This window comes from Haloarcula salina, from assembly GCF_010119195.1.
Taxonomy (GTDB): Archaea; Halobacteriota; Halobacteria; order Halobacteriales; family Haloarculaceae; genus Haloarcula; species Haloarcula salina.
Genome location: NZ_WRXL01000001.1, coordinates 369,540 through 393,134 on the forward strand (window position 1 = coordinate 369,540; position 23,595 = coordinate 393,134).

The window sequence follows — 23,595 nt, forward strand, 5'->3', positions numbered from 1 at the left end:
AAAGCCGAATCGAAGCCACCTGAAGGCACTTATTCGGACCGACGGAAGCCACGGCCATGCGACGACGACGCCTGTTGACACTCTTCGGGACCCTCTTGGCCGGATCCGGCTGCCAACGTCTGGGCGAGGACACCCAGACGGTGACGCCGGTCCCTTCGCCGGGGGAGCGCCGAACCGCCACCGACACCGATGTGTCGGCCGGCCTCGACGTCAGGAACCCGACCGTCCAGCCCGGTTACGTGGCGAGGAATTTCCCGGATTCAATCGCTGTGTACGACGATGCCGACCAGTACCTCACCGTCGAAGTCCGGACCGTCGACGGGACACCGCCTGACCGGTCGGCGTTCCGCCTCGGTTTCGACGGGACAGACTACCAGCCCGTGGAGCGACGGACGAGCGAGGCAATGTTTCGGGACGGCGAGTCGGGTGCCGGATACGCCGACGGCGGCGGCGTCTTGGTGTTCGGACTGCCGGAAGCCGGCGACGCGAGCGGCACGAAACTTACGTGGCCGGGCGGGGAGCGCCGATTCACCAAGGAGGTGGAACAGCGACTGGCTGCACCGTTGCCCTCGTTCGACGTGACGCTCTCGGGCCCCGACGTCGCCACCGACGGCGATCCGACCATCGAATTCGCAGTGACGAACACAGGGGACGTGGCCGGCCGATACCTGCTCGCGCTCAACCGGGCCGGACCGCGTGTCGCTTCCGTACCCGTGCGGCGCATCAGCGGCGTCCTCGATGCCGGCAAATCTCGCACTGTCGTCCACGACGCCAGAAGCCCAGTTCCCAGAACGGGTGACCCGAACGACGTGACGTACATCCTCGACGCGCCGGGCGAGCGAAACGACGCGACTCACCAGATCGCACCCGCCGCAGTGAAATCGGAGACGACGACCGAATCCGAGGCGAACCGCTCCGTCACGACCGACGTGAACACGCCTCGGGCAACCGAGACGCGGTCGTAGCGCCGTCCTTTTGCCCGCCGGAACCCAAGCGGGGGTGTGACGACCGACCCCGCCCGACGCGTCGAGGTCTACCCCGGTAAGGAGGCCGTGGTCGACTTCGACCCGGCGCTCACCTTCGAGTGCGTCGAGGAGTGCACGTGGTGCTGTCAGCACGGCGTCCTCCTCTACGAGAAGGACCTGCTGGAACTGGCCAGTCGGGCGAGTCTGAGCGAGGCGACGACGCAGTTCCGCGGGCAGGACTTCGTCCGGCAGGAGGAGAAAACCCGGGACGACCACGTCGACGAGGACGGACAGGCCTGTTACTTCCTGCGTGACGACGGTCTCTGCGCGTTGCACGCCGAACACGACTGGAAGCCGACGCGCTGTTCGGTGTTCCCGCTCCAGGTCACCGTCGAAGACGGCGAGATCCACGCCGGCATCCGCGACGAGGCCCACGAGCACTGCGAGGGACTGGACGTGTCCGAGCGGCGCGTCGTCGATCACCTCGACGCCTTCCTGCCGGAACTGCTCTGGGACTTAGACGACCCGGAGACCAAGCGCGCGCTGTGACGGCGGGTGAGACGACGCGGCCGCTCGGTGTGGCGAGACGGCGCGGCCGCTCAGTGGAGAGAGAGATCGGGTGAGAAGCGCCTTCAGACCCCTTCGAGGTCGGAGCGGTACTCGTTGATGTGGTCGTCGGCCTCGTCGATGGCGGCCTCCACGTCGCTTCCGTCGCCGCTCGCGAGGTCGTTGAGCGCGGACTGAATGCGGGCGAGGCGACCGTGGTCGGGCCCCGTCTCGGCGGTCGCGAGCGTGTCGAGCTGCCCGGCGAGGTCCGCGAGGCGCTCGCTCGCGTCGTCGCTTGCGGTGTCTTCGGCGGCCGATTCGAGCCGGTCACTCGCCGCTGCGAGTTCGTCGCGTGTCATGGCTGGCGCTTCTCGGATGAGGGATAAAACGGTTCGCCTGGTGGGGAATCCTGCAGGTGTCGCGGACGGCCAACGGTTATCCCGCTCCCGCGCCCAGCAGCCCCATGGCAACGTTCCTGTTCGTCTCCGCCGACGCCGCGCTGATCACCGACCTCGCGTGGCAAGTCCATCGAGAAGGCCACGACGTGAAGTACTACATCGAGGCCGAATCGGACAGAGAGATCGGCGACGGCTTCGTCCCCAAGACCGACGACTGGGGGGCCGAGGTCGACTGGGCTGACGTGATCGTCTTCGACGACATCTGGGTCGGCTCTGACGTCGGGACCGGTGCACTGGCTCAGGACCTCCGCGAGCGGGGGAAGGCCGTCGTCGGCGGTACGCCGAACACCGACCGGCTGGAGGAAGACCGCGGCTACGCGATGGACGTGCTCGAAGCGAACGGGGTCAACACGGTCGAACACCACGTCTTTCGCGACTTCGACGCGGGGATCACACACGTCCAGGAGAACCCGGCACCGTACGTCATCAAGCCGCTCGGCGAGGTCCAGAACGTCAAGCGACTGCTGTACGTCGGCAACGAGGACGACGGCAGCGACGTGGCGGAGGTCTTGCGGGCGTACGAGAAGGCGTGGGGCCACCGCATGAAGGGGTTCCAGCTCCAGCGGAAGGTCGAGGGAGTCGAGATCGCGATCTGCGGGTTCTTCGACGGCGAGCGGTTCATCGACCGGGTCAATTTCAACTTCGAGCACAAGAAGCTGTTCCCGGGGAACATCGGCCCCTCGACCGGCGAGATGGGGACCTCGATGTTCTGGGGCGGGCACAATCGGCTGTTCGAGGAGACGCTCGGACGGCTGGAAGGGTGGCTCGCCGAGGAGGGCTACGTCGGGAGCATCGACCTGAACTGCATCGTCAACGACAGCGGCATATATCCCCTCGAATTCACGCCGCGCTTCGGCTATCCGACCATCGCGCTCCAGGAGGAGTCCTTCGAGTCCGAGACCGGGCAGTTCTTCTTCGACCTCGCCCGCGGGAACGACCCCGACCTCGACGTGCACGGCGGCTACCAGATCGGCGTCCGCGTCGTCCTGCCGCCGTTCCCCTTCGACGACGAGAAAACCTACGACGAGAGTTCGCGCAACGCGGCGGTCGTCTTCGAGACCGAGAGCCGGGCCGGGATCCACCTCGAAGACGCGAAGCACGTCGACGGCCAGTGGCGCGTCGCGGGCGACAACGGGATGCCCCTCGTCGTCACCGGGACCGGCGAGACGATGCAGGCCGCCCGCGAGCAGGCCTACGACCGCATCGACGACATCGTGATTCCGAACATGTACTACCGGGACGACATCGGGGAGCGCTGGATCGACGGCGACGGGGACCGCCTGCAAGCGTGGGGCTATCTCGGCCCGGCCTGACAGGGCATGGCACATGCCTGTTTCGGTTCCGGCGATTGGCACGTGCCAAACCCCCACCTATATGTGTGCGAGTCGTACCCACAGCCGTCGAATGGACGCACTAACCGAACGGTCACCGCTTCACGTCTCACGTACTGAACAGGACGACGACTGGACGGTCGTCGTCGACTTCAGCTCGCTGCCGGCCACAGCCGACCACGTGACAGTCGAACTCGTCGGGTCGGAGGCCGTCGTCGCCGTCGACGCCCCCGGCCGGCAGACGGAGTTCGACGTCGACCTCCCGAGTCCCGGCGCGGTCGAGACGCGTCGGAACGGTGTCGTCACGATCACGGGCGGGAACTGAGCGAGCGGTCGCCTTCCGGGTCGGACCGCGCTCGCCGTCGGACATATCAAGCGTCCGAGGCGACGCCACTCCACAAGGGATTTCAGCGTGATACTGGAATCGTCCAGTGATGACCACCCTTTCCGACCGGGACCAGCGCGACCTGCCGACGCTCCGCGGTTCGATACCGCCGCTGCGCGCGTGGCTCAAGACCTTTCTCATCGGCCTCTGCATGGGGAGCGCGGACGGCGTCCCCGGCGTCTCCGGCGGTACCATCGCCCTCATCGCCGGCGTCTACGAGCGCCTCATCGCCGCCATCACGGCGGTCACGCCAGCCCGAATCGTCCGGCTCCTCCGGGCGCTGACGCCCCTCGACGGCGGGTTCGCGCCGCGGCGCGCGCTCGCCGAACTGCTCGAAATCGACGTGTGGTTCCTGCTCTCGTTGGTCGCCGGCGTGGGCGTGGCGGTCGTCGTCGTGACGCGCATCGTCCACGTCGCCAGCCAGGAGACCCCCGCGCTGCTCTTTGGCTTCTTCTTCGGTCTCATCGCCGCCTCCGCGCTCGTCCTGCTACGCGGCCTCTCGGTCGAGACGCCGTTTCAGGCCGCGGCCGGCGTCGTCGGCTTCCTCGTCGCCTTCCTGGTGTCGGGCGTCTCGACGGGCGGGGACGGCACCGGCGGGAGCCTGCTCGTCGTCTTCGTCGCCGGGATGATCGGCGTCAGCGCGATGATCCTCCCCGGCATCTCCGGGTCGCTGCTGCTCATCATCCTCGGCCAGTACACCCGGATGTCGACGGCCCTGAGCGAGTTCGTCGACGCGCTCATCGCGCTCGCGACCGGCGGGTCGGTCGACGACGTGACCGCGACGGGCGTCCCCGTCGTGACCTTCATCGTGGGCGGCCTTGTCGGCCTGTTCACCATCGCCCGCGTGGTCCGCCGCGCGCTCGACTACAACCGCCGGGCGACGCTCGCCTTCCTCGTCGCGCTGGTCGTCGGCGCGCTGCGCGCGCCGGTCGTCGAAGTCCGGAGAGAGGTCGGCTTCTCGACCGACGTGGTCGTCGCGTTCGCCGCCGCCGCCGTGGTCGGCGCGGCCATCCTGCTCGCGCTGGACTGGTACGCCGTCGACCTCGACCTTGACAAGGTCTGATCTCTCAGAAGCCCCAGGCGCGGCGGTACTGCGGCGGCCCCTCGATCTGCTCGGTCGCACCGAGTTCTTTCGCCGCAGTCAGCGCGAAGTACGGGTCACGGAGGTGTTCGCGGCCGACGATGGCCAGGTCGGCGCGGTCGTTGGCGACGACGGCCTCGGCCTGCTGGGGCGTCGTGATACCGCCGACCGCACCGACGGCGATGTCCGACGCAGTCTCCTCGCGGATTCGCTCGGCGTAGCGGAGCTGGTAGTTCGGCCCGGCGTAGTCCGGCCGCGACTCGGGGTGGATGCCGCCGCCGCTCACGTCGATCAGGTCCGCGCCGACCTCGGCCAGCCGGTCGGCCAGTCGAACGGAGTCGTCGACGGTCCAGGACTCGCGGTCGGGGAGCCAGTCCGTCGCGGAGATGCGGATGAACACCGGTTTCTCGTCGGGCCAGACCTCGCGGACGGCGGCCGTCACCTCGCGGACCAGCCGCGTCCGGCCCTCGAAGTCGCCGCCGTAGTCGTCCTCCCGGCTGTTCGTCACGGGCGAGAGGAACTCGTGGAGGAGGTAGCCGTGGGCGGCGTGGACCTCGGCGACCTCGAAGCCGGCGTCGAGCGCGCGCTCGGCGGCCGCGCGGAAGGCGTCGATGACGCCCTCGATGCCGTCCTGGTTGAGGCGCTCCGTCGGCGGGGCGTCGCCCTCCTCGTACGGCCAGGGGTCGCCGGTCGGTGCGGCGACCGCCCAGCCGCCCTCGTCGGGCTGGAGCGGGTCGTGGCCCTCCCAGGGGCGCGACGTGGCGGCCTTCCGACCGGCGTGGGCCAGCTGGATTGCCGGCACGCTCCCCTGTGCCCGGACGAACTCGGTGATCGGTTCGAGCGCCGCCGCGTGCTCGTCGCTCCAGATACCGAGGTCCTCCGGCGAGATTCGCCCGCGAGGTTCGACGGCCGTCGCCTCGCTCATCACCAGCCCCGCGCCGCCGACGGCCCGCGAGCCGAGGTGGACGCGGTGCCAGTCGGTCGCGAGGCCGTCGCGGTCCTCACAGGAGTACTGGCACATCGGGGAGACCATCACGCGGTTCGGAATCGTCGTGTCGCGGAGTTCGAGCGGCGAGAACAGTTCCGTCATCGGCGAGGGTTCGCCGGGGACACTGAAAACCGCAGTGGCGACTGCAGACCGCGCCGGAATCGAAGGCCGATTCGGCGTCGCCCCGACCGCGGTCCGTCAGCGCCAGACGGCGCTCCCGAACCGGGTCTCCGAGAGGTCGAAGTCGAAGCGGTCGGTCCAGAGGAGGCCCGCGCCCAGCAGCGCGGCCAGCCCCACCGGGACCCAGTTCGCGTAGAACAGATTGACGCCGCCCCACAGCAGGACGAAGCTCACGAGGTCGTCGAGCATGAACTCACAGGAGTCGAGGCGGCGGCGCAGGCCGGCGCGGTCGAACCCCCGGTCGAACACCAGGACGGCGACCGACCCGGACAGCAGCCAGCCCGCGTAGTTCGTCCACGGGACGCCGTAGAACTGCGCGTCCTGGTACGCCCAGAAGCCGATGGCGACCGCACCCGGATCCAGCACGAGGTCGACGAGCACGACCGTCGCGAGCGTCGCCAGCAGGCGCAGCGGCGTCGACTCGGCCCGGCGACCGAGCAATAACAGGACGAGCAGGTAGGCGTTGAGCACCAGCGGGAAGAAAAAGGCCGGCAGCCCGAGCGGGACCTCCCCGAACAGCATCGGCCCGAGGTCGACGCCGTAGGCGAACTCGCCGTAGGGCCACCCGGTTCGGACGCCGAGCAGTTCGATACCGTAGGAGTAGGCCGCGAGCGCTATGAGCGCCAGACCCGCCCGGCGGTCGACGAGCGGGAAGACCCCGGCGACCAGCGGCAGCCGCATCACGAGCGTCCCGAACAGGACGAAGTAGGGGTTGAACGCGAGCGGGTCGGGCAACAGCCCCTCGGCGCTGGCCAGCAGCGTGACCGCGCCGACCAGCGGGAAGACGACGGCGATGGTGAAGCGGTTCTCGGTGACGAACCGGTCGAGCCGAGCGGTCGCCGCTCGGCGGGACTCGGGGACCGCCAAGTCCATCGAGGTGCCGTCGGATTCGCTACCCATACAGCATCACCCACAGCGCGATGAGCGTGAACGCGGTCCCGACGACCGTGTTGATGGCCGGGTACCACCAGTACGCCTCGTCGATGTCGACGCCGACGGCGAGGATACCGAAGACGAGCACGGGGTAGACGAGCAGGAGCGCGCCGAACACCCAGTGCGTGAGCGTGAACACGAACGCGGCCAGCAGCCAGCACGCCACGCAGTAGTAGTAGGTATTGGACTCGCCGAGGAACGTCGCCGTCGTCCGGATACCGGCCTCGCGGTCGGGTTCGATGTCGGGGATGGCCGAGAAGGTGTGCATCCCCATCGCCCAGAGCCACGCGCCGGCGACGGCCGAGGCCGGCGGAGCGACGCCCTCGACAGCGGCGTAGGCGACGACCCCCGGCAGGACGTACAGCCCGTTCGAGAGCGAGTCGAGGAACGGCGTCGTCTTGAACCGCAGCGGCGGCGCGGAGTACTCGACCGAGAGCGCGAGCCACGCGAGCAGGGCCGCCACGCCCAGCGCGGGGAGGGCGAGGGCGAAGGGGAGCGCGGCGAGCGCGCAGGCGGCGACGACCCACGCGACGGCGCCGTCGCCGCGGTAGCTGACCTCGCGTCCCTCGTCTTTCTTCGGGTTGTGCGCGTCCACGTCGGCATCGAAGATGTCGTTGACGCCGTAGAGGAAGACGTTCGCGGGCAGCGTGAAGTACAGGAACAGCGCGACGGCGAGCGGCGAGAACAGCTCGCCGGGGCCGTCGGCCGCGTAGCTGACGCCGACGATGACCGGCCCGCCGAGGTAGAGCCAGAAGCGCGGGCGCGAGAGCCGCAGGAGGTACCCGACCAGCGACTCCTCCGGCGGGACGACGGCCGCGAGCCGGTCGGTCGGGAGTTCGGGCATCTCAGACGAAGTCCTCGATGAGCGCTTTGGCGGTGTGCTCGCCGCTGATGAGACACATCGGGACGCCGATGCCGGGCGTCGTGAACGAGCCCGTGAAGTAGAGCCCGTCGACGGCGGACGAGCGGTTGTTCGGGCGCAGCAGCGCGGTCTGACGGAGCGTGTGAGCCAGCCCGAGCGCGGTCCCCTCGGTCGCGTTGTACCGCTCGCCGAAGTCCGAGACGGCGAACTGCTTCTCGTAGACGATGCGGTCGCGCAGGTCGACGCCGGTGTGCTCGGCGATGTCGGCGAGGATCTTCTCGCGGTACTCCTCGCGGATCGCGTCCTCGTCGTGCAGGCCCGGCGCGATGGGCACGAGGGCGAACAGATTCGAGTGGCCCTCCGGGGCGACGCTCTCGTCGGTCTTCGAGGGGACACAGAGGTAGTACGCCGGGTCGTCGGGCCACTCGGGGTCCTCGAAGATGTCGTCGAAGTGCGGTTCCCAGTCGGTGGGCAGGACGAGCGTGTGGTGTTCCAGCGGCTCCACGTCGCCCTCGACGCCCAGGTACATGAGGAACGCCGAGGGCGCGTAGGTGCGCTCGTCCCAGTACTCGTCGTCGTACTGGCGCTCGTGCTCGGGCAGGAGCTCCCGCTCGGCGTGGGCGTAGTCGGCGTTGACGACGACGGCGTCGGGGTGGGACACGTCGCCGTGGACCGTCTCGACGAGGAACCCCTCCTTCCGGCGGGCGATCTCCTCGACCTCGGCGTCGGTCTCGTAGGTGACGCCCAGTTCCTCGCCGAGTTCGACGAGGCCGTCGACGACCGCGCCGAGGCCGCCGTCGGGGTAGTAGACGCCGAGGTTGAAGTCGACGTGGCTCATCATGTTGTAGAGCGCGGGCGTCGTCTTCGGCGAGCCGCCGAGGAAGACCAGCGTGTACTGCATGATCTGCTGGAGCTTCGGGTGCTCGAAGTACTCCTCGACGTGGCCCTGCATCGAGCCGATCAGCTGGAGGCCGACGGGCGTGGCCGTCAGCACGTCGAGGTCGACCCAGTCCCGCGGCCGCGAGCGGTCCTCGTAGACGAACTTCTCCATCGCCGTCTCGTAGTGGCGCTCGCTCGTCGCGAGGTACTCCTCGAAGGCCTCGCCCGCGCCCGGCTCGTAGTCCTCGAATTTCTCGCGCATCTCGTCGTTGTTCCCCGTCACGTCGAGGCGGTCCCCGTCCTTGAAGAAGACGCGGTAGTGGGGGTCCAGGCGCTGGAGGTCGTAGTAGTCGCTCGGCTCGCGGCCGAAGTACGCGAAGAAGCGCTCGAAGACGTCGGGCATCAGGTACCACGACGGCCCCATGTCGAACCGGAACCCCTCGGCCTCCAGGCGCGAGGCGCGGCCGCCGAGCTGGTCGTTCTTCTCCAGCAGCGAGACGTCGGCGTCCGCGTCCGCGAGGTAGCACGCGGCGGAGAGCCCGCCGATGCCGCCGCCGACGACAGTCACGTCTTCACCGGACAAGTCGCTCATTACCAGTGAAAAAGGGCCGGACCGTCAATAAATGGGCGGCCAAACTGAATCGGTGTGCGCCGGGCCAGCACGAGACTGGGAGACAAGCGGGGTAATCGCCTTGTTCCTGGCCCGAGAAGCCCCCGCATGGCCGACACGATGGACGGCGCGACGGTCGTCGTCACCGGGGCGAGCAGGGGTATCGGCGAGCAGATCGCACGCGCGGTGGCCGGCGCCGGCGCGCACGCAGTCATCTGCGCACGCGACGCCGGCGACCTCGACGCGGTCGCGACCGACATCCGCGAGGCGGGCGGCTCCGTGACCGCCGTGCGGACGGACGTTCGCGACGAGTTCGACGTGGAGCGACTGGTCGAGGTCGCGACGCGAGAGGGCGGCGGCGCTATCGACTACGTCGTCGCCAACGCCGGCGTCTACCACGGCGAACCGGGCGAGACACCGCTCTCGGAGGAGTCCTACGCCGCCTTCGACGACCACCTCCGGACGAACGCCCGCGGCGTGTTCGCGACGGTTCGCGAGGCACTCCCGCACCTCGCAGGGGACGCGCGCATCGTCGTCCCGACCGGAGCGGTGGCGCGCGAGGGCTATCCGGGCTACGGGTCCTACGCCGTCTCGAAGGCCGCCGCCGAGGCCGTCGCCCGCGGGTTCGCGGCGGAACTGGACGTGCCCGTCGGTGCCGTCGATCCCGGCCAGGTCGAGACCGGCCTCTCGGGCGACGGCGGCCGCGACCCCGAAGAAGTGGCCGAGATGGTGCTCTGGGCGCTGCGGGACGCCGATTCCTCGGCGCTCGACGGCGGCGTCCTCGACTGGGCAGACTACCGACAGCGGTGAGCGAGCGCCAACGGGTCCCGACAGCGCCAGCGGGTCCCCTACGTCCCGAAGACAGCGTCCGGAGCGACGACGGTGAGGGCGAGGAGTACGAGCAAGAGGACGATGGCAGTGACGCGCAACGCCCCGGCGGTCCGTCGGCGGTCGGCGGGGAGTGACTCTGCAACCCCGGACAGTGCGAACCCGGCCGCCATCACGATGAGGTGGGGTGGCGCGGTGTCGGATAGGAGGGCGTAGTAGAGGTACCCGCTGGCCTGAACGAGTGCACCACCGAGCATCACGACCGTAATCGGCCTGCCTGACGGCTCACTGAACACGCTATCGCTGAGTCTGGAGGGCATCGCCTCGACGTGCCGCTCGGAGCGGGAAATAACTCCGGCAAAGCGGCGACAGGAACCGGCCGGGTTCGGCGGGCCCCGAGGGCTGCCGTCGCTGTCTCACCAGATCGCATCGCGCGTGGACTCGCCTCGTGCGTTCGCGCTACCGAAACGGGCCGGTGTCACCATCGACGGGTTTATGAACAACTATGCGCTGGTAATAGCCAATGACTATTAACTCAGAATCAGTATTTAATAACTCTGGGCGGGCGTCGCTCGTCGGCGTCGCGAGCGTCGTCGGCCTGCTCGTGCTGTCCGGCGTCGCCGTCACCGGAGGTGCGTCCAAAGTGCTGGTCATCTCCTGGGTCGCCTTCGCCGCGATGGCGCTCGGGGCGTGGCTCGGTGCGCGCGCCGACGAGACGAACCCGTACCGGCTGGTCTGGGGGTACGGGCTGGCGAGCGGCGCGATGGTGACCTCGGCGGCGATGTTCCTCGTCCCGCAGGCGATGGGACTGGGCGGACAGGCCGGCGCGGCCCGGATCGGCGGCGTCGGCATCGCGGCGGGCATCGTCGTCGGCTACGGGACCCACACCATCGGCCACCGGCTGACCCACCTCGACACCTCCTTCGACATGACGACGACCGCCATCGCCGCCCACGCGCTCTCGGCGGGGCTGGTCATCGGCCTCGTCTACGCCTCGATGCCCGAACTCGGCATCCTGCTCGGACTCGCAATCGTCTCGCACAAGGGCCCCGCCGGCTACGCCGCCGCCCGACGCCTGGGCCGCAGCGGCAAGTCCGCAACCGCCCTCCTGCTCCCCGCGACCGGCGTCGGCCTGACGGCCATCCCGTCCGCCCTCCTCCCGGCCCCCGAGTCCGCGGTCGTCAACGCCGTCATCTTCGGCTTCGCCGCCGGCATCTTCCTCCACGTCGCGATGGACTTCCTGCCGAACTGCGAGGCCGGCAGCGAGATCGACGAGGTCTGCTCGCTCCACGAGCACTCCCACGACCTGCTCGACGAACTGCGGACCCACGCGGTCGGCTCGACCGTCCTCGGCGCGGCCGCCGTCGTCCTCGCCTGGGTCGCTATCTGACCCCCTTCGCAAGCCCGCGCGACCAGTGCGGCGACTTCGACGCGTACGCGAACCAGCACCACTACCGCTCGAATCGACGACTCCGCCGCTCGAGGGACGTGCGAACTGAACGGCGAAGGACCTATTACGAAAAAGTGAAATAAATGTATCATGAGCGCAGACAAGCAGGACTCGAGAAGGGAACTCGGGTTTTCGGTTCGTCGCTTCGTACTGCTCGTAGTCCTCCTGATAGCTTCGAGAGGCGCTGTTGCGTTTGTTTTTAATGGGAACCGGCTGGCTGGCGTTCTGGTTGTCATACTCGTGAGTATACTCGTCGGTTGGCTCTTTCTCCGGTACGAGGATTCTCGTAGTGGGGAGTAACGTCCCTGTGGTCACCACGGCAGGCTCGTCTATTGTAAGCGGGAGTCAGCGTAGGGCGTCTCACTGAGCGCCCCAGCGTCACTTTTCGAGGCGTTCCCGCCGCTCGTCGGGCGGTTCGAACGGGCGGTCCTGTCCGTCGAAGTCATAGACGGTCTCCGGAACGTCACTGGCGTCAGATGGACGCGCGCCGTCTGCGGTGCCTGACTGTCTGGCCCGGTCCCCAGACTCCGACCGCACCGGCACGTGCCACTCCGCCGCGTCGTCTTCGTCGACGATGACGTAGTACTTGCTCGCCTCCCAGCAGAGGAACAGGACGAAGGTCGCGGGCGTGAGAAAGAACGCCCCCTCGAAGGCCGACAGGTGCGAGCGGAGCACGACGAAGGCGGTGGTGGCGACGAGTCCACCGGCACAGACCCCGAAGACGAGCGTCCGGACGCGGGCTCGCCTCATCGGTACCCCGCCTGTTCCCACCGGCGAGCGAGTTCGACCTTCCGCTCGGGCGGGTAAAACTCGTGCTCGGGCGAGAGCGATTCGACGTACTGCAGCCGTCCGAGGAGCCCCGTACGGGTCGTGTTCTGAATGCCGAGTCCCGGCGAGGCATTGACTTCGAACACCTGCGGCACGCCGTCGCTGTCGACCGCGATGTCGACGCCGGCGTAGCCCAGTCCCGACGCGCCCGCCGCCCGGACGGCGACGTCGAGCACGTCGGTCCAGTTCGGCACCTGAAACGTCGTGAGGTCGGTTCCGGTGTCGGGATGCGTCGTCAGCCAGCGGTGGTGGCTCTGCTGGTACGCGCCCAGCGACGTCCCGTCCGCGATCGACAGTCCGACGCCGACCGCGCCCTTGTGCAGATTGGCCTGGTCACCGGACTCGGCGGTGGGGAGACGCACCATCGACATCAGCGGATACCCCTCGAACACGAGGACGCGGATGTCGGCCACACCGCCCGAACTCCGCGCCTCGAAGAACGGGTGCTGCTCGATGCGCTCCTCGACGATCACCTTCCCGTCGCCACCGAGCCCCGAATACTGCCCCTGGAGGATCCGGCGGGCGTGCCGGAGCAGTTCGGTCGCGGTCCGGGCCCCCTTGCCGGTCCGGTACGTCTCTCCGTCGCGGCCGCGCACGACGACGATCCCCTCCCCGCCGGAGGCGCCGTCCGGTTTGAGCACGAACTGGTCGTGGGTCTCGATCGCGTGGCGAACGTCGTCGAGGTCCGCCTCCTCCTCGGCGATCGCGAAGGCGACCGGCGTCGGGATACCGATGGCGAGGAATCGGCGTTTCGCCTCCACCTTGTTCGCGCTGTGTCTGAGATGTCCGGGGTTGTACTTCCTGATGTAGCGGTTCCTGACGTTCATCGTGAGGGCCGTGCCGACGTGGAGGCGCTGGGTCTCGCCGCGGAGCCGGGCTCGGAGGTTCGTGCCGGCGACCTGGAGCCGTCGCCAGATCCCGTTGAGCGCACCGCCGTAGTGGACGCTGAACCGGTAGTACTCCTTGAGTCGGATGCGGGTCGTCGCGCCCAACACGATGCTCAGCGCCACCATCGCGACCCACGCTTCCGGGGTGTCGAGGAACCACTCGATGAAGGCGGTCGCCGAGATGACCGCGTACGCGACGGTGATCGTCACCAGCGTCCAGAGCAACTGAATCGACGGGACCGACCAGCCGCGTTCGTCGACGTCGCTCGCGAACCGCTCGGCGTACCACGCCGTGAGGATCGCCGGGAAGAATACCCGAATCGTCCCGGAGAGCCGCGGGAGGAGCCCGATGTCTCCGAGCACGAGAGCCGAGGCGACGGCGATTGAGACCACCGCCATGATCGTTCCCACCCGGTGTGCCGTCCCGATGCCGAACGGCTCCAGGATGTAGTAGACGCCAAGCGAGATGACGAAGATGTTGAGAAACAGCGCCATTCCCCAGAGAAGCCCGGTCGAGACGAGGACGAACGAGATGACGGCGGGTGCGAACAGGCCGTAGGTCTTGATACCGAACTCGTTGCGGAACGTCGCGATGAGAATCCCCGCGATGGCGAGCTGAAAGAACGTCTCGTACCGGGAGAGTGCGGCCGAGAGCGACCCGGTCAACACCCGGAGAACCCAGCCGAGTAACAGCAACGTGAGCAACAGACTGAGCAGCAAGTAATAGCGACGAAACGCGTCGTCGAAGATCGTCGTTATCGGTCGTAGCGTCCGTACACCCATCAGTACTGCCAGTTTGGGTACCGATGAGCATTAGGTATTCGGTGTCGATGATCGAGATTGATACTTTCTGCATCCGGATAATCACGATTGAACAGTTGTACTATTTGCTTACTCACCAGACACGGTCGTTTGCGCCTATCGATCAGCGGTGATCGCCCCGGTCGGTGCGTACGGATTTAGGCTGCGCCGTCCACCTGAGTCTATGAGCGGCCGAGAGCCCGAGACCGAGCGCGTATCTCCGCAAAAGCAGCTGACCGGCGAGTACATGCAGATGGCGGGGCGTCGGAGCAACGTCCACGGACTGGTCGAAATCGACGTCACCGACGCCAGAGAGCGGATCCAAGCCATCGAGGAAGAGACCGGCATAGCGCTCTCGTTCACGGCTTTCGTCGTCTCCTGTCTGGCGGCTGCCGTGGCGGAACAGCCGGAAGTCGACCGCTATCACGACTGGCGGGGACGGGTCCACGAGTTCGAGGACGTGGACGTGAACGTCCTCGTCGAACGGGAGGTCGACGGCGAGCGGATCGGCGTCCCCCACGTCGTCCGCGCGGCGAACCGGCGGACGGTTCGGTCGATTCACGACGAGATTCGACGCGTCCAGACGGAGCCGTCATCCGGTACGGAGGCCGGGTTCGACGCGCTCGTCCGCCGCCTTCCCGGATTCGTCCGCAGGCAGCTCTGGCGACTCCCGCAGTGGTTCCCGTCGCGGTGGAAGGGCCTGGCCGGCACCGTCGCCGTCACGTCGGTCGGGATGTTCGGTTCCGGAAACGGGTGGGCGATCAGTCCCACGAACTACACCCTCCAGCTCACCGTCGGCGGCATCGGAACCAAACCACGCCTGATCGACGGAGACCTCCGGTCACGCGAGTTCCTGAGCGTGACCGTCACCTTCGACCACGACGTGGTGGACGGGGCGTCGGCCGCGCGGTTCGTCCAGCGTCTCCGCACACACCTGGAAGACGGGTCCGGGCTGGACGCCGTCTCCGGCGAGTGAGCGACCGCTCGGCTTCGATCCGAGACCCAGCGTCTCGCGAGACCGACCGTTCTCGCCCTACCGATTCGCCAGCGACGAGAGCGCCCGATACCCGCCGCCGTAGCTGAGCGCGTAGGCGAGCACCGTCCCCGCCACGGCCAGCGCTCCGGCCGCGAGTAACTGCGTGAACGGGTCCGGCGGCGTGAGCAACGCTGTGAGAGGAACGACGAGTCCGAGCGCGACCAGCGCCGTGACCGCGAACTGCGTTCGAGTCGAGAGGGCCATGGTGTCGCGATGACGGCGCAGGGTCAAATATCGTCGCCCCTGCTTTCCAGCGTGAGTCGCCAGCAGGCAAACACCTACAGGCCGCCTCTCTCAAGTGACGATATGCCCACTGGGGACGCGCCGCCGCTGGGGACCAACATCGAGGGCGAGGAGCCGGACGTCGAACCGACCGTCGAGACCGACGAGGCGACCTACACCGACGACGCCGAACTGGAGCGGACCATCGGGCTGTCCGGCGGGCTGGCCATCGGCATCGGGACGATGATCGGCGCGGGGATCTTCGTCTTCCCCGGCCTGGCGGCGGGACAGGCGGGTCCGGCCGCCGCGGGGTCGTTCGCCCTCGGCGGCGTCGTCGCGCTGCTGGTCGCCCTGCCGACCTCGGAGCTGGCGACGGCCATGCCGAAAAGCGGCGGCGGCTACTACTTCATCTCGCGGGGGCTGGGCACGCTTCCGGGGGCCGTCGTCGGCCTGTCGCTGTGGTTCGGCCTGGTGTTCGCGACGGCGTTTTACCTCGTGGGGTTCGGCTACTACGCCATCGACACGCTCGCCGTGCTCGGAATCGCGCTCGGCGGACAGTACGTCGTGCCCATCGCGCTGGTCTTCGGGGCGGGCTTCACGCTGCTGAACGTGACCGGGACCGAGAACGCCGCAAAGCTCCAGAACGGCGTCGTCGCGCTCCTGCTGTCCATCCTCGCGGTCGTGTTGCTCTGGGGGGTGCTGAACGCCGTCGGGCTGGTCGGTCAGCCGAGCACGCCGGAGCGGTTCATGCCGTTCGGCCCGTTCCCGGTGCTGACGACGGCGGCGCTCGTGTTCACGTCCTATCTCGGGTTCGCCCAGGTCGCGACGGTCGCGGGGGAGATGAAGCGCCCGGGGCGGAACCTCCCGCTGGCGATGACGGGGTCGGTGCTCGTCGTCGGGACGCTGTACGTCGTTACCATTTTCGTCGCCACGAGCGCCTTCGAGAGCGCCACGCTCGCGAGCCTCGGCGAGACCGCGATGGTCGACGTGGGCCGCCACTACCTCGGCGGGGCCGGCGCGGTCGCCATCGTCGTCGGCGGCCTGCTGGCGACCATGTCGAGCGCGAACGCGTCGATACTGAGTACGTCGCGCGCCATCTACGCGGTCTCGAAGGACGCGCTGTTGCCGCGGTGGGCGAGCCGCATCAATCTGAAGTACGGGACGCCACACGTGGCGCTCGGGCTGGCGGGCGGGCCGGTGCTCGTCCTCGTCGCGACCGGGCGGGTCGAGGTGCTGGCGGAGGTGGCGTCGTTCCTCCACCTCGTCCTCTACGGCCTCATGTGCGTCGCGCTCGTCGTGCTCCGCCGCGACGAACCCGACTGGTACGACCCCGACTTCCGGACGCCGGGCTACCCGGTCGTCCCGGTGCTCGGCGCGATTGCGAGCTTCGCGCTCATCGGCTTCATGCGACCGCTCTCGCAGGCCATCGGCCTCGGAATCATGCTCGTGACGGCCGGCTGGTACGCTTATTACGCGCGGGACGTTAGTCTCAGGGGGGCTCTCTAGTGACTCGCGTCGTCGTCCCGGTCGCGGTGCTCGAGAACGAGGCGGTCTCGTTCGGGCTGATGAACCTCCTCGGAACGATGGACGTGACGGTGCTCGGCTACCACGTCCTGCCCGAGCAGACGCCGCCCGATCAGGCGCGACTCCAGTACGAGGAGCGTGCGAACGAGGCGCTCGCCGACATCACGGAGGAGTTCCGCGAGGCCGGCGGCGCGGCCGACTACCGACTCGTCTTCACGGGCGACCGGGCGAAGACCGTCCGGCGGGTCGCCGACGAGGTCGACGCGCGGGCCTTCGCCATCACCGGCGCGACAGGCACGGTCGACCGCCTGCTCGTCTCGCTCTCCGGCGACGTCGCGGCGGACCGAATTCTCGAATTCGTGATCGAACTCGTCGGCGACCGCGAGATCGGCGTGACGCTGCTGCGGGTCGCCGACGACGAGGAGACGACGACGCTCGCGGACGCGCAGGCGCGACTGGCCGACGCCGGAATCGACGCGCGGACGGTGCTGGCGGAGGAAGCAAGCCCGCTCGACGCGCTGCTCGCCGCCGTCCCGGACCACGACGCCATCGTGATGGGTGAGCAGGCGCCCTCGCTCCAGTCGTTTCTGCTCGGCGACGTCACCGACCGCGTCGCGGCGGGCTCGGTCGGACCGGTGCTCGTCGTGCGACAACCACCGTCGGAGCAAGGATAACTCGGACTCTCGAGGGAGCGCGTCGGCGGCCATCCCGCGGACTCGCTGAACCGAAAAGCGCTCGCTCGCTTCGCTCCCGGCCGTCTCACTCTTCCAGCAACTGCTCAGCCAGAATCGGGACGAACGTGCCGATGTCCGTCACCATCCCGACGGCCTGGGCGGACCCGCGGTCGAGCAGTTGCGTGACGGTCGCGGGGTTGATGTCGACGCAGACGACCCGCGTCGTCGACGGGAGGCAGTTCCCGACGGCGACCGAGTGCAGCAGCGTCGAGAGCATCAGCACCATGTCGGCCTCGTGGGCCTGCTCGCGGATGGCGTTCTGGGCCTCGACGGCGTCGGTGATGGTGTCGGGCAGCGGACCGTCGTCGCGGATCGAGCCGGCGAGGACGAACGGGCGGTCGTTGTCGACGCACTCGTACATGACGCCGGACTCGATGGTTCCGGATTCGACGGCCTCGGCGATGCCGCCCTCGCGGATGACCTCGCTGATGGTGTAGATGTGGTGCTTGTGGCCGTGGCGGGGGTGGTCCAGGCTCTCGGTGTCCATCCCGAGCGACGTGCCGTAGATGTCGCGCTCGATGTCGTGGACGGCGAAGCCGTTGCCGGCGGACAGCATGTCGACGTAGCCCTCGCGGACGAGGCGCGCGAGGTCCTCTCGCGCACCGGAGTGGATGAGCGCCGGGCCGCAGACGGCCAGCACCTTCCCGCCCTCTTTTTTCGTCTCGCGGATGGCGTTGGCGATCTTGCGGATGGTCGACTCCGACGGGCGCTCGGAGGAGACGCCGCCCTGCATGAAGCCGAACGCGCCGCCGGAGTCGCGCGGGCGCTCCGGGGGCTGGACCTTGATCCCGGTCTCGTCGGTGACGACCATGTCGCCCGCTTCGATGGCGTTCAGAACTTTGGTGTAGGCGCGCGGGGCGTCTCCCCCCTCGTCGTCTTCGTCCTCCACGACGACCGCGCAGTCCATCTCCATGTCCTCGACCTCGATCCACTCGCCCTCGTAGCGGATGTACGTCGGGTGATTCGTCGTCGAGTAGAAGCCGTGCGGGACGACCTGGTCGTCGGGCGCGGGGACGAGCGTGGCGTCTTTCGGGTCCGAGGGGTTGACGCCGTGCTGGTGCAGTTCGTGGATGATCGACTGGAGCTGGTCCTCGTCGTCGGCCTCGACGAGCATCCGTGCGTAGGACTCCTCGTCCTTGTGGCGGCCGATGTCGAACTCCTGGACGGAGAAGGAGCCGCCCATGTCCATGATGATGCCGAAACAGGACTGCATCATCCCGGAGTCGATGATGTGGCCCTCCAGTTCGACCTCGCGAGAGACGGTCATGGCGGAGACATGGAGGCAGGTGTGTAAGACGGTTTTGGGTCCCCGATGGGTGTGTCGGCCCGCCGAGCCCCGGCGGGCTACCGACCGTCGACGTGGCGCTGGACCGACCACGACAGGGCCGCGTCGCTGGCGCGGAGGCGCTCGAAGAACCGACGGAGCCCGTCCGGCTCGGTCGTCGGGAGGACGTGCAGGCGGACCGTGCCGTCCCTGACGGCGACGCGGAACACGTCGGCCGTCTCCTCGTCGCGGACCAGCCACAGCGGCATCGGCAGGTCGTGGAAGTCGCCGTAGCGGTACGGTCCGTCCGCGAGGATGTCGACGACGGTGTCGGCCAGCTCCGGGGTCGCCCGCTCCGCGTCGGGCGTGAGTCGGAACTCCGTCCCGCCCTCGTACTCGACCCCGCTCCCGTGCGGGAAGCGCCGCTGTGGATGGGCGGGAATGGTGAACGAGGGGTCCGTCGTCATCTGTGAAGTGGTTGGGCGTGATACAAGATAAATTCGCGGGCGAGTCTGGACCGGGAGTGGCGTTTATCCGCGAGCGACCCGTCTCCTCGGGCATGTGTGGCCGCTACAGCCTGTTCGCCCCGCCGGCCGACATCGAGGAGCGCTTCGACGCCGCCTTCGACTTCGAGTTCGCGCCGCGGTACAACGCCGCCCCGAGTCAGGCGCTCCCGGTGATCGCGAGCGAGGAGCCCGAGACGCTCCAGCGGATGCAGTGGGGCCTGATCCCGTCGTGGGCCGAGTCCCGATCGGACCACGGCTACATCAACGCCCGCGCCGAGACGCTGGCCGAGAAGCGCTCGTTCGCCGAGGCCTACGAGTCGCGGCGCTGTCTCGTCCCGGCCGACGGCTTCTACGAGTGGGTCGAAGAAGACGGTGGGAAACAGCCCTATCGGGTGGCGCTGCCCGACGACGACCTGTTCGCGATGGCGGGCCTGTACGAGCGGTGGGAACCGCCACAGCGCCAGACCGGGCTCGGCGAGTTCGGCGCGAGCGGGGTCGGTGACGGCCAGGACGACGTGATCGAATCGTTCACTATCGTCACCACGGAGCCGAACGAGACCGTTTCCGCCCTCCACCACCGGATGGCCGTCGTCCTCGCGCCGGAGGAGGAGGCGCTGTGGCTCCGCGGGAGCGTCGCGGAGGCGAAGTCGCTGCTCGATCCCTACGACGGTCCGATGCGGACCTATCCGGTGTCGACGGCGGTCAACGACCCCGGCAACGACTCGCCGGCACTGATCGAAGAAGTCGGAACGTGAGCGGTCGCGGTCGGCTCACTCGCTCGCGGCGTGCTGGCGCTTGAAGTGGTACACCATCTGCCAGAGCGCGTCCTCGTCGGCCTTGCTTCCGGCGGCGGCTCGAAGTTGGCGGTACAGCCCCTCGGAGACGTCGATCTCGGGCATCACCGGAGAAGTGGCACTCAGAATAGATAAAGTTCCGGAGACTCGGAACCGAGTGAACAGTTCGACCCGCAGTTTTCGGGGTGTGGAGTTACGGCGGCCACTCCGCTACACCCGGGCGTATGCAGACTCTCGCAGAGCGAGACGGTGCTGTGGCGTCCAGTGTGACGGATCTCATCGGCGACACGCCGCTGGTCTGTCTCGACGCCTTCGCCGACACTCTCTTTGGAAAGGTCGAGGCCGCGAACCCCTACTCGGTCAAGGACCGCATCGCGCTGTACATGGTCGAGGCGGCCGCCGAGTCGGGCGAACTCCCCGACGGCGGGACCGTGGTCGAGGCGACCAGCGGCAACACCGGCATCGGCCTCGCCGCCGTCAGCGCCGCCCGGGGGTACGACTGCGTGCTGACGATGCCAGAGTCGATGAGCGAGGAGCGCCGCCGTCTGCTCGCGGCGCTCGGCGCGGACCTCGAACTCACGCCGGCCGACGACGGCATGAGCGGTGCCATCGAACGCGCGGACGAACTGGCGAGCGCCCCCGACGCGGTTCGCGCGCGGCAGTTCGAGAACGAGGCCAATCCGCGTGCCCACCGCGAGACGACCGGGCCGGAGATCTGGCGGGACACCGACGGCGACGTGGACGCGGTCGTCGCCGGCGTCGGGACCGGCGGCACGATCACCGGCATCTCCGAGTACGTCGAGGAGGAGGTCGGGGCCGACCTCACCTCGGTCGCAGTCGAACCCGAGTCCTCGAAGCTCCTCTCCGCCGACGACCCGGACAGCCACGAGATACAGGGCATCGGCCCGGGGTTCGTCCCCGACATTCTCCGGACGGACCTCCTCGACGAGGTGCGCACGGCGAGCAAGGACGAGGCCGTCGCGGCGGCCCGGCGGCTCGCGAGCGAGGCGGGGCTCATGGTCGGCATCTCGTCGGGCGCGGCGCTGCACGCGGCCGCCGACTACGCCCGCGACAATCCCGACGAGACGGTGGTCGTCGTCCTCCCGGACACCGGCGAGCGCTACCTCTCGACCGACCTCTGGGGCGGCGACTGAGCGCGACTCACCGGACGAACTCGTGCGGGTCCGTGTCCTCGGTCAGCACCCGCCCGTCGTCCCCGCTCTCGAACGCCTCGCCGGCCAGCATGAGGTACAGGGAAGACCCGGTAGCGAGGAGGACGCCGGCGAGCGGGACCGCGACCGTCGAGCCCGTCAACAGGGGGAGCAACTGGACGACGGCGAGACCGCCGAACGCGACGACGCCGACCCAGCGGCTCCACGGTTTCCTGAGCGCGAGCCCGACACCGGCGGGAACGAGGAGGAGGCCCAGCACGGCCTGGCTGACTGCGAGAACGAGCGCGCCCGGCGACCCGAGTGACGAGACGAGTCCCAGGACCCCCGACAGCGTGTGGACGGCACCGAGTCCGAGCGCCAGCGCCGCGACGGCGTAGAGGCCCGCCTCGCCGTGATCGTCGACCATAGTCCAAAACTGAGCAGCTGAAATAAATGCTTTCTGTGGCGACCGCCGCCCGGAGAGCGGCCTACTGGACGCGGCCGAACGCCAGCGTCCCGCTGATGCTCTCGATGTAGGCGGTGACGACCTGGCCCTCGCGCGCGCCGGAGACGAAGATGGTGTACTTGCCCTTCTCGGCGACGCCGTCGCCCTCGCGGCCGGTGCCGGTGATCTTGACCTCGTAGGTCTCGCCCTCTTCGAGCGTCGGGCGGTTCTGCTGGGTGTTCGAGCGCGCGCCCTTCTCGACCGGGCGGAACGCACCACAGGCCTGACAGCGGAGCATGTCGACGCCGTCCTCGGTCTTGAGGACGGTGTCGGGCAGGCCACACTCCGAACAGGTGACGTACTCGGCGACGTAGGCGTCGATGGCCGCCTGGAAGTCGGCGGTGTCGAACGACCCGTTGTAGCGGGCCTCGCCGCCGTCGAACTGGCCGTTGGTCCCGAACTCGCGCTGGATGGCGCGGTGGAGGTGCTGGGCGTCGCGGGAGACGGCGTCCGCGATGGCCCCGAGGTTCGTCAGCCGCGTGAACGCCCCGTCGGTCTGGCCCTCGGGGTCCGGAATCGACAGCCGGTCACCGGATTCCCTGGGCTGGTCTGGCAACACGTCGTACGCTCGCTGGAGCGCTGCGTCGTAGTTCATACGTATTCGACGGCGCTGGCACGTAAATGGATTCCGTCACGACCGCACGATATTCACTGCCAGTGACATTATTAGGCTGACGAACGAACGGAGGCGCATGGAGCCTACAGAGGACCCCGGCGAGACGAGCGAGGGAGCGCCGCTCTCGGCGGACCGCCTCGACGGACTGCTGCGGGCGTTCTCGGCCGAACACCGCCGGATGGTCGTCACCTACCTCGCCCAGCACGACTCGGCGTCGGTCGAGGAGCTCACCGACGTCGTCGTCGGCTGGTCGCAGACCAGCGACGGGTCTGCCGACGCCGATGAGAGCTGGCTCCAGACCTACTCGGACCTCTATCACCACCACCTCCCGGCGCTCGCCGACGCGGGACTGGTCGAGTACGACCCGGACACCGAGACGGCGACACTGGAGTCGCTCTCGGACCCGGCGTCGGATCTCCACTCGACGATAACCGAGCTGGCCCGCGTCGGCCGTAGCGAGGACGAGTGATCGACGATGACGGTGCGAGAGCTGCTCGACCGGTTCGAGCGGACCGGGCTGCGGCTGACGGTGTACGGCCCGGAGCCCGACGCGGCGATCACCGAACGGCTCTCGTCACAGCACGTCGCGGTCGACTGGCAAGTGCTGCCGACAGCGCCGTCCGAAGCCTTCGTCGTCATTCGAGATCAGAGCGGGTTCGCCGGTGTAGTCCGCCTCGACGACTTGCGGGCGTTCCTGTCGGATCCGCCGCCGATCGAGAGCGAACTGGGTCCGACGAACACCGGCGAGTGCGGAGCGGACGAGACGGCGTCCGACGAGCCCGTCCAGCGGGTCCTCGAAACGCTCACGAACGTCCCCATATCCACGCTGCGGCGGCCGCAGTTGCTCGCCACGGCACACGAGTTCGAGGACCGGGCCTACCGCGTCGGACGCGGAACGCTCCGGGTGAGCTTCCAGTCGCTGTCGCGGTTTCGCGCCCAGTTCGAGCGCTATCGGCACCTCGCCGACGACACGGCGCTCGACATCCACGTCTACGGACGGAGGGACTGGTATCCGCCGTCGATACCCGGCGTGACGGTTCACGCGGTCTCCGACGACGAGATCGAGCGCCTGTGGCTGCTCGCCTTCGACGGGGGCGGCGACGACGACCGCAAGTGCGCGCTCGTCGCCGAAGATCTCGGTGACGATCGATTCCGCGGGTTCTGGACGTACGACGCTGCAGTGGTCGACGAGGTCATGGCCGAACTGGCCGCCGTCGACGGCTGAGCGCCG

At 68.5% G+C, this 23,595-nt stretch carries 29 protein-coding genes; 15 read left to right on the plus strand and 14 right to left on the minus strand.

Going from position 1 to position 23,595, the window contains the following annotated elements; genetic code table 11:
- Window positions 1-56: 56 nt before the first annotated feature.
- Window positions 57-965, plus strand: a complete 909-nt coding sequence (locus tag GM656_RS02010; RefSeq protein ID WP_194242946.1) for a hypothetical protein — start codon at window positions 57-59, stop codon at window positions 963-965.
- A gap of 36 nt (window positions 966-1,001) precedes the next feature.
- On the plus strand, window positions 1,002-1,514 hold the full coding sequence (locus GM656_RS02015; RefSeq protein WP_162411978.1) for a hypothetical protein: 513 nt from the start codon (window positions 1,002-1,004) through the stop codon (window positions 1,512-1,514).
- Between the two features lie 83 nt (window positions 1,515-1,597).
- On the opposite strand, the gene GM656_RS02020 is transcribed toward GM656_RS02015, so the two are convergent.
- The gene (locus GM656_RS02020) at window positions 1,598-1,870 is read right to left on the minus strand and encodes a DUF7553 family protein (protein WP_162411979.1); all 273 of its coding nucleotides are present in this window, start codon (window positions 1,868-1,870) and stop codon (window positions 1,598-1,600) included.
- A gap of 104 nt (window positions 1,871-1,974) precedes the next feature.
- Between GM656_RS02020 and GM656_RS02025 the strand changes: the two genes are divergently transcribed.
- From GM656_RS02025 to GM656_RS02035, 3 genes are all read left to right on the plus strand, one after another.
- Window positions 1,975-3,282 carry a phosphoribosylglycinamide synthetase C domain-containing protein gene (locus GM656_RS02025; protein ID WP_162411980.1) on the plus strand — a complete coding sequence of 436 codons (1,308 nt, stop codon included), beginning with the start codon at window positions 1,975-1,977 and terminating at the stop codon, window positions 3,280-3,282.
- Between the two features lie 91 nt (window positions 3,283-3,373).
- Window positions 3,374-3,625, plus strand: coding sequence for a DUF7127 family protein (locus GM656_RS02030; protein WP_162411981.1), 252 nt, complete (start codon window positions 3,374-3,376; stop codon window positions 3,623-3,625).
- 109 nt (window positions 3,626-3,734) lie between these two features.
- Entirely contained in the window at window positions 3,735-4,748 is a 1,014-nt protein-coding gene (locus GM656_RS02035) for a DUF368 domain-containing protein (RefSeq protein ID WP_162411982.1), read from the plus strand.
- A 4-nt stretch (window positions 4,749-4,752) separates the two neighbouring features.
- Here GM656_RS02035 and GM656_RS02040 read toward each other — a convergent pair whose 3' ends face one another.
- The 4 genes from GM656_RS02040 to crtD all read right to left on the minus strand — a co-directional run bounded on the left by GM656_RS02040 (window position 4,753) and on the right by crtD (window position 9,200).
- Window positions 4,753-5,856, minus strand: a complete 1,104-nt coding sequence (locus tag GM656_RS02040; protein ID WP_162411983.1) for an NADH:flavin oxidoreductase/NADH oxidase — start codon at window positions 5,854-5,856, stop codon at window positions 4,753-4,755.
- A gap of 96 nt (window positions 5,857-5,952) precedes the next feature.
- A complete protein-coding gene (gene cruF / locus GM656_RS02045; RefSeq protein ID WP_241692683.1) occupies window positions 5,953-6,834 on the minus strand; it encodes a bisanhydrobacterioruberin hydratase in 882 nt (293 codons plus the stop codon).
- Entirely contained in the window at window positions 6,827-7,711 is an 885-nt protein-coding gene (locus tag GM656_RS02050) for a prenyltransferase (protein ID WP_162411984.1), read from the minus strand. The genes cruF and GM656_RS02050 overlap by 8 nt, the downstream gene beginning before the upstream one ends.
- Before the next feature lies 1 nt (window position 7,712).
- Complete coding sequence (gene crtD / locus GM656_RS02055; RefSeq protein ID WP_162411985.1) at window positions 7,713-9,200, minus strand: carotenoid 3,4-desaturase; 1,488 nt, start codon at window positions 9,198-9,200, stop codon at window positions 7,713-7,715.
- A 126-nt stretch (window positions 9,201-9,326) separates the two neighbouring features.
- On the opposite strand from crtD, the gene GM656_RS02060 reads away from it, so the two are divergent.
- Window positions 9,327-10,028 (plus strand): SDR family NAD(P)-dependent oxidoreductase, encoded by a 702-nt coding sequence (locus GM656_RS02060; protein ID WP_162411986.1) that lies wholly within the window; start codon window positions 9,327-9,329, stop codon window positions 10,026-10,028.
- A gap of 38 nt (window positions 10,029-10,066) precedes the next feature.
- On the opposite strand, the gene GM656_RS02065 is transcribed toward GM656_RS02060, so the two are convergent.
- Entirely contained in the window at window positions 10,067-10,366 is a 300-nt protein-coding gene (locus GM656_RS02065; protein WP_162411987.1) for a hypothetical protein, read from the minus strand.
- A gap of 203 nt (window positions 10,367-10,569) precedes the next feature.
- On the opposite strand from GM656_RS02065, the gene GM656_RS02070 reads away from it, so the two are divergent.
- Together GM656_RS02070 and GM656_RS02075 are read left to right on the plus strand one after the other, a co-directional pair.
- Window positions 10,570-11,436 carry a ZIP family metal transporter gene (locus GM656_RS02070; RefSeq protein ID WP_162411988.1) on the plus strand — a complete coding sequence of 289 codons (867 nt, stop codon included), beginning with the start codon at window positions 10,570-10,572 and terminating at the stop codon, window positions 11,434-11,436.
- A 150-nt stretch (window positions 11,437-11,586) separates the two neighbouring features.
- Window positions 11,587-11,796 (plus strand): hypothetical protein, encoded by a 210-nt coding sequence (locus GM656_RS02075; RefSeq protein WP_162411989.1) that lies wholly within the window; start codon window positions 11,587-11,589, stop codon window positions 11,794-11,796.
- 78 nt (window positions 11,797-11,874) lie between these two features.
- Here the strand turns inward: GM656_RS02075 and GM656_RS02080 are convergent, their stop codons facing one another.
- Both GM656_RS02080 and GM656_RS02085 read right to left on the minus strand, forming a co-directional pair.
- The gene (locus GM656_RS02080; RefSeq protein WP_162411990.1) at window positions 11,875-12,246 is read right to left on the minus strand and encodes a hypothetical protein; all 372 of its coding nucleotides are present in this window, start codon (window positions 12,244-12,246) and stop codon (window positions 11,875-11,877) included.
- Window positions 12,243-13,994 carry a sugar-transfer associated ATP-grasp domain-containing protein gene (locus GM656_RS02085; RefSeq protein WP_162411991.1) on the minus strand — a complete coding sequence of 584 codons (1,752 nt, stop codon included), beginning with the start codon at window positions 13,992-13,994 and terminating at the stop codon, window positions 12,243-12,245. The genes GM656_RS02080 and GM656_RS02085 overlap by 4 nt, the downstream gene beginning before the upstream one ends.
- Before the next feature lie 202 nt (window positions 13,995-14,196).
- Between GM656_RS02085 and GM656_RS02090 the strand changes: the two genes are divergently transcribed.
- Window positions 14,197-14,988: a 2-oxo acid dehydrogenase subunit E2 gene (locus tag GM656_RS02090; protein ID WP_162411992.1), complete on the plus strand. Its 792-nt coding sequence runs from the start codon at window positions 14,197-14,199 to the stop codon at window positions 14,986-14,988.
- A gap of 57 nt (window positions 14,989-15,045) precedes the next feature.
- Here GM656_RS02090 and GM656_RS02095 read toward each other — a convergent pair whose 3' ends face one another.
- Entirely contained in the window at window positions 15,046-15,252 is a 207-nt protein-coding gene (locus GM656_RS02095) for a DUF7534 family protein (protein ID WP_162411993.1), read from the minus strand.
- 102 nt (window positions 15,253-15,354) lie between these two features.
- Here GM656_RS02095 and GM656_RS02100 point away from each other — a divergent pair, with 102 nt between their 5' ends.
- Complete coding sequence (locus GM656_RS02100) at window positions 15,355-16,776, plus strand: APC family permease (RefSeq protein WP_162411994.1); 1,422 nt, start codon at window positions 15,355-15,357, stop codon at window positions 16,774-16,776.
- On the plus strand, window positions 16,776-17,468 hold the full coding sequence (locus tag GM656_RS02105) for a universal stress protein (protein ID WP_162411995.1): 693 nt from the start codon (window positions 16,776-16,778) through the stop codon (window positions 17,466-17,468). The genes GM656_RS02100 and GM656_RS02105 overlap by 1 nt, the downstream gene beginning before the upstream one ends.
- Before the next feature lie 85 nt (window positions 17,469-17,553).
- Here GM656_RS02105 and GM656_RS02110 read toward each other — a convergent pair whose 3' ends face one another.
- Both GM656_RS02110 and GM656_RS02115 read right to left on the minus strand, forming a co-directional pair.
- A complete protein-coding gene (locus GM656_RS02110; RefSeq protein WP_162411996.1) occupies window positions 17,554-18,795 on the minus strand; it encodes an ornithine cyclodeaminase in 1,242 nt (413 codons plus the stop codon).
- A gap of 77 nt (window positions 18,796-18,872) precedes the next feature.
- A complete protein-coding gene (locus GM656_RS02115) occupies window positions 18,873-19,259 on the minus strand; it encodes a hypothetical protein (RefSeq protein ID WP_162411997.1) in 387 nt (128 codons plus the stop codon).
- 92 nt (window positions 19,260-19,351) lie between these two features.
- Here GM656_RS02115 and GM656_RS02120 point away from each other — a divergent pair, with 92 nt between their 5' ends.
- Window positions 19,352-20,053, plus strand: a complete 702-nt coding sequence (locus GM656_RS02120) for an SOS response-associated peptidase (RefSeq protein ID WP_162411998.1) — start codon at window positions 19,352-19,354, stop codon at window positions 20,051-20,053.
- Window positions 20,054-20,068: 15 nt separating this feature from the next.
- Here the strand turns inward: GM656_RS02120 and GM656_RS19435 are convergent, their stop codons facing one another.
- Window positions 20,069-20,197, minus strand: coding sequence for a hypothetical protein (locus GM656_RS19435; protein WP_277815032.1), 129 nt, complete (start codon window positions 20,195-20,197; stop codon window positions 20,069-20,071).
- Between the two features lie 119 nt (window positions 20,198-20,316).
- Between GM656_RS19435 and cysK the strand changes: the two genes are divergently transcribed.
- Entirely contained in the window at window positions 20,317-21,246 is a 930-nt protein-coding gene (gene cysK / locus GM656_RS02125; protein WP_162411999.1) for a cysteine synthase A, read from the plus strand.
- Between the two features lie 7 nt (window positions 21,247-21,253).
- On the opposite strand, the gene GM656_RS02130 is transcribed toward cysK, so the two are convergent.
- Both GM656_RS02130 and GM656_RS02135 read right to left on the minus strand, forming a co-directional pair.
- Window positions 21,254-21,670: a hypothetical protein gene (locus GM656_RS02130; protein WP_162412000.1), complete on the minus strand. Its 417-nt coding sequence runs from the start codon at window positions 21,668-21,670 to the stop codon at window positions 21,254-21,256.
- Window positions 21,671-21,731: 61 nt separating this feature from the next.
- Window positions 21,732-22,343 (minus strand): translation initiation factor IF-2 subunit beta, encoded by a 612-nt coding sequence (locus GM656_RS02135; RefSeq protein ID WP_162412001.1) that lies wholly within the window; start codon window positions 22,341-22,343, stop codon window positions 21,732-21,734.
- A gap of 97 nt (window positions 22,344-22,440) precedes the next feature.
- On the opposite strand from GM656_RS02135, the gene GM656_RS02140 reads away from it, so the two are divergent.
- On the plus strand, window positions 22,441-22,833 hold the full coding sequence (locus tag GM656_RS02140) for a DUF7344 domain-containing protein (RefSeq protein ID WP_162412002.1): 393 nt from the start codon (window positions 22,441-22,443) through the stop codon (window positions 22,831-22,833).
- A gap of 6 nt (window positions 22,834-22,839) precedes the next feature.
- The gene (locus tag GM656_RS02145) at window positions 22,840-23,589 is read left to right on the plus strand and encodes a DICT sensory domain-containing protein (protein ID WP_162412003.1); all 750 of its coding nucleotides are present in this window, start codon (window positions 22,840-22,842) and stop codon (window positions 23,587-23,589) included.
- The last annotated feature ends 6 nt before the right edge of the window (window positions 23,590-23,595 follow it).